A 12,123-nucleotide genomic window follows, 5' to 3' on the forward strand; every position below is an offset into this window, starting at 1 on the left:
CCCAGCACCCGCGGGTGCGAAGCTACGCCGACACTTTCCGGTAGGTCTCCAGCGTCTGTTCGGCGACCTGTGCCCAGGAGAATTCCTCGATGCACCGCTGGCGTCCGGCGCGCCCGTAGCGGTCGGCCTTCGCAGGGTCCGCGACGAGTTCATTGACCGCTCGGGCCAATCCCGCCCGGTACCCGGCCGGGTCGTCGGCGTCGTAATGCACCAGCGAGCCGGTGCTGCCCGCCACGACGACCTCCGGTATCCCGCCGACGTCGGAAGCCACCACCGCGGTTCCGCATGCCATCGCCTCTAAATTCACGATTCCCAACGGCTCGTAGACCGACGAACACACGAAAACCGTTGCGGCCGAGAGTATTTCGCGCAGCTCCGCGATCGGGAGCATCTCCCGGATCCAGAACGCGCCGGTGCGCACGCTGGCCAGCTCGGCCACGGCGGAGCGGACCTCCTCGGCGATCTCCGGGGTATCGGGAGCGCCCGCGCACAACACGAGTTGCACCTCCGGGCTGAACTGATGCGCGGCGGCCACCAGGTGGCCGACCCCCTTCTGCCGAGTGATTCGCCCGACGAACGCCACCACCGGCCGATTGGGGTCGACGCCGAGCTCGGCCAGCACCGACCCGGTGTCGGCGGGCCCGGCCGGATACCACACGTCGGTGTCCACCCCGTTGCGGATGACGTGCACCAGGCTGGGATCGAGGGTGGGGTAGACGCGCAGCACGTCCTCGCGCATGCCGGCGCTCACCGCGATGACGGCGTCGGCGGCCAGCACCGCGGTGCGCTCCACCCACGTCGACACCCGGTAGCCGCCGCCGAGCTGCTCGGCCTTCCAGGGCCGCAGCGGTTCCAGCGAGTGCGCGGTCAGCACGTGCGGGATGTCGTAGAGCTGCGCGGTCAGATGTCCGGCCATCCCGGTGTACCAGGTATGCGAATGCACCACCGTTGCTTGAGATGCGGCGTCGGCCATCACCAGATCCGCCGACAGCGTTGCCAACGCGGCGTTGGCATTGCGCAGGCGCGGGTCGGGCTGATGCGCGATCGCGCCCGGCCGGGGCTCACCCATGCAGTGCACGTCGACCGTGCACAACCGGCGCAGTTGGGCGACCAGCTCCGTCACGTGTACGCCGGCTCCGCCGTAGACGTCCGGTGGGTACTCCCGCGTCATCATCGCCACCCGCATACTCCGCACCGTAGTTCGCAGACGCCGCCGACCGCGAATCGGATGGAGAAAGCGGCCGGACAACTCGCGTGCCGCTAACCGCGCGTCTGCCACCATCACCGATTACGGTGAGAGGCGGCGCGCCGAGTTTGCCAAATACGTTGACGGACAGCCCGTCAGAACGGCCGCCGGGCGGATTGCCCCTGGCAGCGGTTCGCGACGGCCGATAGGTTTGGAGCCATGAGGGAAGCACCACACGTGCTGGGGATCGTCCTGGCCGGCGGTGAGGGTAAGCGGCTATATCCGCTGACCGCGGACCGGGCCAAGCCCGCAGTTCCCTTCGGCGGTGCTTACCGCCTGATCGACTTCGTGTTGTCCAATCTCGTCAACGCCCGGTACTTGCGGATCTGCGTTCTCACGCAATACAAGTCGCATTCGCTGGACCGTCATATTTCGCAGAACTGGCGGCTGTCCGGTCTGGCCGGCGAGTACATCACCCCGGTGCCGGCCCAGCAACGGCTCGGCCCGCGCTGGTACACCGGCTCCGCGGACGCGATCTACCAGTCGCTGAACCTGATCTACGACGAAGACCCGGACTACATAGTGGTTTTCGGTGCCGACCACGTGTACCGGATGGATCCCGAGCAGATGGTCCAGTTCCACATCGACAGCGGCGCCGGGGCGACGGTGGCCGGGATCCGGGTGCCACGCGCCGACGCCACCGCATTCGGCTGCATCGATTCCGACGAGTCCGGCCGGATCCGCAACTTCGTCGAGAAGCCGCTGGAGCCGCCGGGCACCCCGGACGACCCGGAGACGACTTTCGTTTCGATGGGCAACTACATCTTCACCACCAAGGTGCTCATCGACGCCATTCGCGCCGACGCCGACGACGATCACTCCGATCACGACATGGGCGGCGATATCATCCCGCGGTTGGTGGCTGACGGGATGGCCGCGGTCTACGACTTCAGTGACAACGAGGTGCCCGGTGCCACCGACCGGGACCGCGCCTATTGGCGTGACGTCGGGACCCTGGACGCCTTTTACGACGCGCACATGGATCTGGTGTCGGTGCACCCGGTGTTCAATCTGTACAACCGGCGTTGGCCGATTCGCGGGGCGACGGAGAACCTGGCGCCGGCGAAGTTCGTCAACGGCGGCTCCGCCCAGGAGTCCGTGGTCGGTGCCGGCAGCATCATCTCGGCGGCCTCGGTGCGCAATTCGGTGCTCTCGTCGAACGTGGTGGTCGACGACGGCGCGATCGTGGAGGGCAGCGTGATCATGCCCGGCGCCCGGGTGGGCCGGGGCGCGGTGGTGCGCCACGCGATCCTGGACAAGAACGTCGTCATCGGGCCCGGCGAGATGGTCGGGGTGGACCTGGAGAAGGACCGGGAGCGTTTCGCGATCAGCGCCGGCGGCGTGGTCGCGGTGGGCAAGGGTGTCTGGGTCTAGCCGCGGCTACCAGACGTAGGGCAGTAGCCGGTAGCGCACCCGCTGCATGTATTCGCGGTAGCCGGGCAGTTGCTCGGTCAGCAGCGTCTCTTCGTCGAGGATGCGGATGACGATCACCGCCTGGGCGGGGATCACGAACAGCAGCCCCCAGTAGGAGCCCAGCGCCAGCGGGATGCCGACCATCATGACGAAGTTGCCGACGTACATCGGGTGCCGCACATGCTTATAGAGGCCGCTGGATACCAGCGTCTGGCCCGCTTCCACCGTGACCGTCGCTGCGGCGTAGGCGTTCTGGGCGATCACCACCATCGCGATACCGAACCCGATCGCGACCAACCCGTCGCCGAGCAGCGAGACCCACCCCGGCACCCGCGACCAGCCCCTGCGTTGGTCGTAGGCGCTGAACACCAGCAAGGCGGTGAAGGCCGCGAACGCGCCGGTGATCAGGATCTTCTGCACTGTTCGCCCTTCCGCCCCGGGGCCGGCGTGCATCCGGCGCTCCAGCGCGGCCGGATTGATGCGATACAGGTAGATCGTCGGCGGGATCGTCGTCACGGCGGCGGTGGCGATGAAAACCCATGCCTGCCAATAGTCCAGCGTCCCGGCCGGCAGGAACAGCAGCAGCCCCAGGATGGCCAGGCCAAACACCGACGACGACGCGGCCCGGATAGCGGTGTTCATGATCGCAGGTCCCGTCGCCGGAATGCGATGGCGCCCATCGTGATCAGGGCGGCGTCGACGGCCGTGAGCCACAGCAGCGGCACGGCGGTGAAGCTCGCGCCGACGCGGGGCACGTGCGCGAACGGATCGAGATCGAGGATCCATTGCGAAAAGCCCGCCAGCGAACCGATCAGGTACAGCGCGATGAACCCGATCAGCACACCCCACGCCACGGGCGCGAAGCGTGGCGCCAGTCCCCACAACGCGGCGGTGAGCGCCGCGCCCACCCAGACGGCCGGCAGCTGGACCGCGGCGGTGCCGACCACCACCGCCACCTTGGCTCCGACGGCACCGGCGGCCATGCCGTAAACCAGACCTCCCACCGCCCCGGCGATCAACATCGCCACCGCGGAGCCGAGCAGGGCGGCAACCAGATGGCTTGCGACCCAACGGATCCGAGAGACGGCGCCGGCCAGGGTGGTCTCGGCGCGCAGGCTGGACTCCTCTTGGTGCAGGCGCAGGGTCAGCGAGACGGCGAACGCGGCGGCCACCATGCCCATCATCGCGAACGCCACCGCCAGAAACGCTTCCTCCAGCGCGGCGGTGCCGCCCATCCGCGCGACGATGTCGCGGGCCATTCCGCTGCCGATCTCGTCGCCGATACCGTGCGCCACGCTGCCCATCACCAGGCCGTACAGGCACAACCCCACCGTCCACAGCAGCAGCGCGCCGCGGTCCAGGCGCCACGCCAGCCCGAACACGTTGCGCAACCCGGGGGCGGCGGTGGCCGGGCCGGTCCGCTCGGCGATGAGGCCGGCGCCGACGTCGCGGCCCGCGAGCAGTCGGTACGCCACCAGGGTCAGGACCGTCGCGGTGACCAGGTGCAGCAACAACACCCACCAGTGATCTCCCGCGTAGGGCCGCACCTGCAGTGACCATCCCAGCGGTGAGAGCCACGACAGCGTGCCAGAGCCGGCGTCGCCCATGGCGCGCAGCGTGAACGCGGCACCCAGCACGGTGAAGGCGGCGCCGCGGGCGAAGCGGGCGCTGGCCGACAGCTGCGCGGTCACCGCGGCCACTGCGGTGAACACCAGGCCCGAACAGGCCAGCGCCGCACCGAAGGCCAGCGATCCGCCGGCCGGCACGTCGGTGCTCAGCAGACCGGCCGCGCCCAGCGCCCCGGTGGCCAGGCACGCGCCGAACGTCAGGATCAGCGCCGCGGTCAGGCTCGCGTAGCGACCGACGCCGGTCGAGTCCACCAGCTCGGTCCGGCCGCTCTCCTCGTCGGCGCGGGTGTGCCGAATCACGGTCAAAATGACGGCCACCGCGATCAGCACGTGAAACATGCCGGCCTTCCACACACCCACCGCGCCCAGGCTGTCGTTGTAGATCTGCCCGTACAGCGCGCGCTGGGCGGGGCTGGCCATGATCGATGCCGCGAATCCGGCGCGGGCGGCCTGGGTGGGATAGACCTTCTCGATGCTGCCGACGTACACCGTCGCCAACGGCAGCGAAAGCAGCAGAATCCATAACGGCAGCGAGACGCGGTCGCGGCGCAGATACAGCCGCAGCATGCCAGCAGTGCCTGAGAAGTTCGAAAACCCTTGTGGTGATTGGTATTTCGGGTGTTCAAGAGTGGTGGTGGTCATCATGCCGAAACCTTATTGCCGCTGCGCCCGGTGTCGTAGTGACGCAAGAAGAGTTCTTCGAGTGTGGGGGGCTGGCTGACCAGGCTGCGCACCCCGGCATCGCCGAGCACCCGGATGAGTTCGCCCAGGCTCTCGCTGTCGACCTGCGCGCGCAGCGTGTTGCCGTCGAAGCTGATATCTTCGACACCCTTGATTCGCGTGAGATCACCCGGGTCGCCGGTCATTTCGGCTATGATGAAAGTACGGCTGAGGTGTCGCATCGAGTCCAGCGTCCCGGATTCTATGGTCTTGCCGGCACGGATGATGGTCACCCGCTGGCACAACGCTTCGGTTTCGGCCAGGATGTGGCTGGACAACAGCACCGTCACGCCGCGGTCGCGCGCTTCGGCTACGCATTGCTGAAACACGTTCTCCATCAACGGGTCCAACCCGCTGCTGGGCTCGTCCAGCAGCAGCAGGCGGGCGTTCGAGGAGAAGGCAGAAATCAGCGACACCTTTTGCCGGTTGCCCTTGGAGTAGGTGCGGGCCTTCTTGGTCGGGTCCAGGTCGAAACGCTCGATGAGCTCCCGTCGGCGTGCGCCGTCGATGCCGCCGCGCATGCGGGCCAGCAGCTCGATGGTCTCGCCGCCGGTCAGCGACGGCCATAGCGTGACATCGCCTGGTACGTAAGCGATCTGACGGTGCAGCGCCACCGCGTCGGTCCACGGGTCGCCGCCCAGCAGCGCAACGGTGCCCCGGTCGGCGCGCACCAGGCCCAGTAGGATGCGGATGGTGGTGGACTTACCGGCACCGTTGGGGCCGAGGAAGCCGTGCACCTCACCTTGGCGCACGGTCAGGTCGAGGCCGTCCAGTGCGCGCACCGCCCCGAAGCTCTTGGTGAGGCCGCGGATCTCGATGGGCGCGGCATTGTCAGCTCTCATGCGAATCTCCTTGAACATCGGCGGTCAGGAATGCCTCGTACATGGTGCGGTCCGTCATCAGGCCCTCGGTGTAGATCTCGAGGGCGGGCAGCACCATCTCTTGGGCGTAGTCGCGCAGGACGGCACGCAGCTCCGTTGGCGTTGGGTGCATTTGGATGTAGAGCAGCAAGCTTCCACCACCGGTGATGCCCAAGTATTTTGCCCGGGCGTGCGGATCGCGGCTGGGCTTGATCGTCCCGGCGCGCACACCCTCTTCCAGATATTCGTAGACGTTGTCGATCATCCTGCGCCACAGCATGTTTGCCAGCTCGCCACCGGTCTGCATGCTGCGGACCAGGTACGCCATCAGCGGTGCGTAGTCCTCGATTTCGGCCATCTGCGCGAACCAGGTGGCCGGGTCGTTGGAGCGCATCGCCTGCGCCTTGGCGCTGTAGATCTCTTCGGCGATGTAGTCCTCGCAGGCCTTGCGCAGGCCCGCTTTGGAGCCGAAGTGATGAATGACCAACGCCGCGCTGACGCCGGCCGCCTCGGCGATGGTCCGCAGGCCGACGCCGAAGCCGTGCTGGCCGAACTGCTCGATGGCCGCGTCGCGGATCCGGGCGGCGGTGGTCAGATCGGCTGAACGCATGTTCAGGACACTAAACGTGCGTTCAGTCGTCGGTCAAGGGGAATCGCCGCAAAGAATCCGTAAAGAATGCGGGCGCGTCCCGCTGGCTGGCGGTTAGTCGCGGACGGCGGCCAGCACGCCTTCGCCCAGGGGGACCAGCGCGGGCGTCAACCGCTCGTCCTCGGCGATCAGGCGCGCGGCCTCGCGCACCGCGAGCACCTCGGCGTCGCGGGCCGTCGGGTCACCCGCACGCCCGCCGAGGGCGCAGCCGTGCACCACGATCACCCCGCCGGAGCGCAGCAGGCGTACGCCCTCGACGACGTAATCGGGCTGGTCGAGCGGGTCGGCGTCGATGAACACCAGGTCATAGGACTCGTCGGCCAGACGGGTGAGCACCTCCTGGGCGCGGCCGCTGATCAACCGGGTGCGCGACGGGCCGATGCCGGCCTCGGAGAAGGCCTGCTTGGCCAGCCGCAGATATTCCGGCTCGAGGTCGATCGTGGTCAGCACGCCGTCGCCGCTCATCCCGGACAACAACCACAGGCCGCTGACCCCGGCGCCGGTGCCCACCTCGGCGACCGCCTTGCCGCCGGACAGCTTGGTCAGCATGCTCAGCAGCGCGCCGACCGCGGGCGTCACCGCCCCGGCGCCGATGTCGACGGAGCGTTCGCGGGCGGCGGCCAGGATCGCGTCCTCGGAGATCGAGCCCTCCGCATGCGCAAAGAGCAATTCGGCTCGACTGGGGGCCGTCTGGCCGGGAGTTTCTTCGTCGCTGCCGTCCATGCCCGCAGCGTATGCCATGGCCGAGGCGTGCCCGACCCAGACGGTTCCCGACACGCCCGGCGCGCTGGACGCGGCGTAAGTCACGTCCCGATGGGTATCCGCTGCTGACAGGACGTAACGAAAAGGTTTCTCAGTCAAACCTCAGATTGCTCCTATATCGCGCATACGCCGGTAGGCGACGGTATCGGTATGGAACGTGGAGGGCGTTGGGTGGGGAATACAGACGGGCAGCCACGTGTTGCCGCAAACGACGAATTGTCGATGGCCGACTCGATGGCTGACAACTCAATTTGTTCGGAGGATTCGATCAACACCACTTTGCTGAGCCCCAGCACCATGTCACATCCGCAGGAGTTCGCTGCTGACGAATGGGTGGAGCCCGTCGGCGGATTGCAGGGCACCGCGGTGTTCGACGCGACCGGCGACAAGACGACGATGCCGTCCTGGGACGAGTTGGTGCGCCAGCACGCCGACCGGGTGTACCGGCTGGCCTACCGACTCTCGGGCAACCAGCAGGACGCCGAGGATTTGACGCAGGAGACGTTTATCCGGGTGTTCCGGTCGGTCCAGAACTACCAGCCCGGCACCTTCGAGGGCTGGCTGCACCGCATCACCACCAACCTGTTCCTCGACATGGTGCGCCGCCGGGCCCGGATCCGGATGGAGGCGCTGCCGGAGGACTACGACCGGGTGCCGGCCGACGAGCCGAATCCCGAGGAGATCTACCACGACGCCCGGCTCGGACCGGATCTGCAGGCCGCCCTGGACTCGCTGCCGCCGGAGTTCCGTGCCGCGGTGGTGCTGTGCGACATCGAGGGCCTGTCCTACGAGGAAATCGGTGCCACCCTGGGTGTCAAGCTGGGCACCGTGCGCAGCCGCATCCACCGCGGCCGCCAAGCCCTGCGCGACTATCTGGCCGCGCACTCGGCGCCGGAGACTCACGCGAAATCGGCGTGAGCCGGTTCTCGGTGCGCCTGTCGACCCCATGATCATGCGATTTCGCCGCACGCACGCAGGTGCGCAGCACCTTCTCGCGCTACATTCGAGGGGTACGTGGCAGCGAGAGGAGCTGGTGATGGCCGACCGGGGACATGTGTTCCGCCGTGCGTTCTCCTGGCTTCCCGCTCAGTTCGCCTCCCAGAGCGACGCGCCGGTGGGCGCTCCCCGGCAATTCGGCTCGACCGAACACCTTTCGATCGAGGCGATCGCGGCGTTTGTCGACGGCGAACTGCGCATGAGCGCACACCTGCGGGCCGCCCATCATCTCTCGCTGTGCCCGCAGTGCGCGGCCGAGGTCGAGGACCAAAGCCGGGCCCGCGCCGCGCTGCGCGAAGACTCCCACCCCATCCGCATCCCGAGCACGCTGCTGGGCATGCTCTCGCAGATCCCGCACTACCCGCCCGACGACACGCCCTCGCAGACCCCTGAGCGTTTCTTCGACCGCGACGCGCGCGACCAGCGTAAGCGCCGATAGCGGCCCGGCCATCCCGGCTCGTGGCTGCAAGGCGACCGATCGGCAACCGTGGATACTAGGGTGGACACGAACAGCGCCGTGCCTGTTGCTGGCCCCGGAAACGGACCGTGCGCGCGGCCTGTCTTGAGCACTCAAGCAGAGGATCCAAAGGGGTAACGTGACCTCCGACCAAGGCCCCGACCAGGGGCAAGATAGCGGCAGCAACGGAGGCAAACGCCTGGCGCCGCGCCCCGTCTCCCGGCCACCGGTCGACGCGGCCGCGCGTCAGGCGTTCGGGCGTCCCTCCGGAGTCCAGGGTTCTTTCGTCGCCGAGCGGGTCCGCCCCCAGAAGTACCGTGAGCAAGCCGAGTTCGTTACGCACGACGAACGCCGCGACCCGGTGCTGGAGGAGGCGTTCAGCCGACCCGACGGCGGCAGCGAGTCGTTGCAGCGCCATCCCGTCGACGCGGGCGCGCTGGCCGCCGAGCAGAACGGATTCGATCAGGACGAGTTTGACGATCCCTGGCGCGATCCCGGCGCCGCGGCGGCGCTGGGGACTCCGGCGGTGGAACCGGCCGGGCTGCAGACGGCTGCGGCGTTCACCGGCAAGCTCGGCGTGCGCGACGTCCTGTTCGGGCGGAAGGTGTCCTACCTCGCGCTGGCGGTGCTGCTCGTCATCGCCTTGGTGATCGGCGCCGTCGGCGGGCTGATCGGCCGCAAGACCGCCGAGGTCGTCGACGCCTTCACCACCTCGAAGGTGACGCTGTCGACCAACGGCAACGCCGAACCGCCGGCGGGGCGCTTCGCCAAGGTGGCGGCGGCGACGGCCAACTCCGTGGTGACCATCGAATCCAAGAGTGACCAGGAGGGCATGCAGGGTTCCGGCGTCGTCGTCGACGGCCGCGGCTACATCGTCACCAACAACCACGTCATCTCCGAGGCCGCCAACAACCCGAGCCAGTTCAAGACGACCGTGGTCTTCAACGACGGCAAGGAAGTGCCCGCGAACCTGGTCGGGCGCGACCCGAAGACCGACCTGGCCGTGCTGAAGGTCGACAACGTCGACAACCTGAGCGTGGCGCAGCTCGGCGACTCCGACAAGGTTCGCGTCGGCGACGAGGTGATTGCCGCCGGTGCGCCGCTGGGGCTGCGCAGCACCGTGACGCACGGCATCATCAGCGCGCTGCACCGGCCGGTGCCGCTGTCGGGGGAGGGCTCGGACACCGACACCGTCATCGACGCCCTGCAGACCGACGCGTCGATCAACCACGGCAACTCCGGTGGACCGCTGATCGACATGAATTCCCAGGTGATAGGCATCGACACCGCCGGAAAGTCGTTGTCGGACAGCGCAAGTGGGCTGGGCTTCGCGATCCCCATCAACGAGGTCAAGAACGTGGCGCAGGCCCTGATCAAGGACGGGAAGATCGTGCACCCGACGCTGGGCGTGAGCACCCGATCGGTGAGCAACTCGATCGCGGCGGGTGCCCAGGTGGCCAACGTCAAAGCGGGCAGCCCCGCACAAAAGGGCGGCATCCTGGAAAACGACGTCATCGTCAAGGTTGGTAGCCGCAAGGTCGCCGACGCCGACGAGTTCGTCGTCGCCGTCCGGCAGCTGACCATCGGGCAGGACGCCCCGATCGAGGTGGTCCGCGACGGCCGCAACGTCACACTGACGGTCAAACCCGACCCCGACAACGGCTAGATGTTCGGAAACCTCAGCTGGGAGCACATCCTCGTCCTCGTGGTGGTCGGGCTGGTGATCCTGGGGCCCGAACGCCTGCCGGGCGCGATCCGATGGACGTCGACGTCGCTGCGGCAGGCCCGCGACTACCTCAGCGGGGTGACCACCCAGCTACGCCAGGACCTCGGCCCCGAGTTCGACGACCTGCGCGGTCCGTTGAGCGAACTGCAGACGCTGCGGGGGATGACGCCGCGCGCCGCGCTGACTAAGCACCTGTTCGACGGCGACGACTCGTTCCTCACCGGCAATTTCGAGCGGCCGGTCAACGGGACGGCGACGCCGCCGCCGCCGCAACAGCCGCAGCCGCCGGTGCAGCAGCACGGGCCGGCGCCGTTCGACACCGACGCGACTTGACGGCCCCCAAGCCTCGGCGGTATCAGCGCCGACTTGGGTCAAGCCCCAGCGACACCCCCGCCAGGCCACGCTTGCGCGCCGACAGCTTGTCGGCCACGTCGCGTAACTCCTTGCCCACCGCCGAATCCGGCGCGCTGAGCACGATCGGGACACCCGAATCGCCGGCCGCCACCAGGGCGGGGTCCAGCGGGATCTGACCGAGCAACGGCACGTCGGCGCCCACGGCGCGGGACAGTCGCTCGGCGACCTGCGCGCCCCCACCCTCGCCGAACACGTGCAGGGTCGAGCCGTCCGGCAAGGTCAGCCCGGACATGTTCTCCACGACGCCGACGACGCGCTGACGGGTTTGCAGCGCGATGCTGCCGGCTCGCTCGGCGACCTCGGCGGCGGCAAGCTGCGGCGTGGTGACGACCAGGATCTCCGCGTTGGGCAGCAACTGCGCCAGCGAGATGGCGATGTCGCCGGTGCCCGGGGGCAGATCGAGCAGCAGCACGTCCAGGTCGCCCCAGAAGACGTCGGCCAGGAACTGTTGCAGCGCCCGGTGCAGCATCGGCCCACGCCACACCACCGGCGTGTTGCCCTGGGTGAATTGCGCGATCGAGATGACCTTCACCTCGTGCGCGATCGGCGGCAGGATCATCGATTCGACCTGGGTGGGCCGGTCGGTGGTGCCCATCATGCGCGGGACGGAGTGGCCGTGGATGTCGGCGTCGAGCACGCCGACCGACAGGCCGCGGGCGGCCATCGCGGCGGCCAGGTTGACCGTGACGCTGGATTTGCCGACCCCGCCCTTACCCGAGGCGACGGCGTAGACCCGGGTCAGCGAGTTGGGTTGGGCGAACGGGATGACCGGCTCGGCGGCGTCCCCGCGCAGCTTCTTGCGCAGTTCGGTGCGCTGCTCGTCGCTCATCACGTCCAGGCTGACTCTCACCGCCGCGGTGCCCGGAACGTCGGCGACCGCTTGGCCGACGCGGTCGCTGATCTCGGTTTTCTTGGGGCAGCTGGCGGTGGTCAGGTAAATCCCGACGTGCACGCTGCCGTCGGCATCGGTGTCGATGCTCTTGACCATGCCGAGGTCGGTGATCGGGCGCCGCAATTCGGGGTCGATCACTTTGCCCAGCGCGGTGCGGATGGCGGCGTTCAGATCGGCTTGCGAACCGGGGGGGTCATGGCGAGACATCACCGCCGAGTGTAGGCGGCGCGGCGTGCGACCGGCTGGCAGGCGTCAGCGGGGTGCGGCGGCTGCCGGGGGACTACCCGCGGGAGCGGCGGGCTTGGGCGGGCCGGCCGCCGGATCCGGCGCGGCGGCTGGGTTCGCCGGCGCGGCCGGGAA

At 68.4% G+C, this 12,123-nt stretch carries 12 protein-coding genes; 5 read left to right on the forward strand and 7 right to left on the reverse strand.

Annotated elements, in window-relative coordinates; all coding sequences use genetic code 11:
* Nucleotides 1-22 precede the first annotated feature (22 nt).
* Entirely contained in the window at nt 23-1,186 is a 1,164-nt protein-coding gene (gene glgA, locus AWC25_RS09145) for a glycogen synthase (protein ID WP_069399217.1), read from the reverse strand.
* A gap of 219 nt (nt 1,187-1,405) precedes the next feature.
* Between glgA and glgC the strand changes: the two genes are divergently transcribed.
* Complete coding sequence (glgC, locus tag AWC25_RS09150; RefSeq protein WP_069399218.1) at nt 1,406-2,620, forward strand: glucose-1-phosphate adenylyltransferase; 1,215 nt, start codon at nt 1,406-1,408, stop codon at nt 2,618-2,620.
* Nucleotides 2,621-2,626: 6 nt separating this feature from the next.
* Here glgC and AWC25_RS09155 read toward each other — a convergent pair whose 3' ends face one another.
* The 5 genes from AWC25_RS09155 to AWC25_RS09175 form a co-directional block, all read right to left on the reverse strand.
* On the reverse strand, nt 2,627-3,301 hold the full coding sequence (locus tag AWC25_RS09155; protein WP_069399219.1) for a methyltransferase family protein: 675 nt from the start codon (nt 3,299-3,301) through the stop codon (nt 2,627-2,629).
* Complete coding sequence (locus tag AWC25_RS09160) at nt 3,298-4,929, reverse strand: ABC transporter permease (protein WP_211281032.1); 1,632 nt, start codon at nt 4,927-4,929, stop codon at nt 3,298-3,300. The genes AWC25_RS09155 and AWC25_RS09160 overlap by 4 nt, the downstream gene beginning before the upstream one ends.
* Nucleotides 4,929-5,849: an ABC transporter ATP-binding protein gene (locus AWC25_RS09165; protein WP_085166666.1), complete on the reverse strand. Its 921-nt coding sequence runs from the start codon at nt 5,847-5,849 to the stop codon at nt 4,929-4,931. The genes AWC25_RS09160 and AWC25_RS09165 overlap by 1 nt, the downstream gene beginning before the upstream one ends.
* A complete protein-coding gene (locus AWC25_RS09170; RefSeq protein WP_085166667.1) occupies nt 5,839-6,477 on the reverse strand; it encodes a TetR/AcrR family transcriptional regulator in 639 nt (212 codons plus the stop codon). Before AWC25_RS09170 ends, AWC25_RS09165 begins: the two co-directional genes overlap by 11 nt.
* 93 nt (nt 6,478-6,570) lie before the next feature.
* Nucleotides 6,571-7,239 carry an O-methyltransferase gene (locus AWC25_RS09175; RefSeq protein ID WP_085166670.1) on the reverse strand — a complete coding sequence of 223 codons (669 nt, stop codon included), beginning with the start codon at nt 7,237-7,239 and terminating at the stop codon, nt 6,571-6,573.
* A gap of 189 nt (nt 7,240-7,428) precedes the next feature.
* Here AWC25_RS09175 and sigE point away from each other — a divergent pair, with 189 nt between their 5' ends.
* The 4 genes from sigE (at nt 7,429) to tatB (ending at nt 10,790) form a co-directional block, all read left to right on the forward strand.
* On the forward strand, nt 7,429-8,196 hold the full coding sequence (sigE, locus tag AWC25_RS09180) for an RNA polymerase sigma factor SigE (protein WP_069399223.1): 768 nt from the start codon (nt 7,429-7,431) through the stop codon (nt 8,194-8,196).
* Nucleotides 8,197-8,314: 118 nt separating this feature from the next.
* Nucleotides 8,315-8,713 (forward strand): anti-sigma E factor RseA, encoded by a 399-nt coding sequence (rseA, locus tag AWC25_RS09185; RefSeq protein WP_069399307.1) that lies wholly within the window; start codon nt 8,315-8,317, stop codon nt 8,711-8,713.
* A gap of 157 nt (nt 8,714-8,870) precedes the next feature.
* Nucleotides 8,871-10,397 carry a serine protease HtrA gene (htrA, locus tag AWC25_RS09190; protein ID WP_069399224.1) on the forward strand — a complete coding sequence of 509 codons (1,527 nt, stop codon included), beginning with the start codon at nt 8,871-8,873 and terminating at the stop codon, nt 10,395-10,397.
* On the forward strand, nt 10,398-10,790 hold the full coding sequence (tatB, locus tag AWC25_RS09195; RefSeq protein WP_069399225.1) for a Sec-independent protein translocase protein TatB: 393 nt from the start codon (nt 10,398-10,400) through the stop codon (nt 10,788-10,790).
* 22 nt (nt 10,791-10,812) lie between these two features.
* Here the strand turns inward: tatB and AWC25_RS09200 are convergent, their stop codons facing one another.
* A complete protein-coding gene (locus tag AWC25_RS09200; RefSeq protein ID WP_142278752.1) occupies nt 10,813-11,970 on the reverse strand; it encodes an Mrp/NBP35 family ATP-binding protein in 1,158 nt (385 codons plus the stop codon).
* Nucleotides 11,971-12,123 lie beyond the last annotated feature (153 nt).

Source organism: Mycobacterium sherrisii, assembly GCF_002102355.1.
Classification (GTDB): Bacteria; Actinomycetota; Actinomycetes; order Mycobacteriales; family Mycobacteriaceae; genus Mycobacterium; species Mycobacterium sherrisii.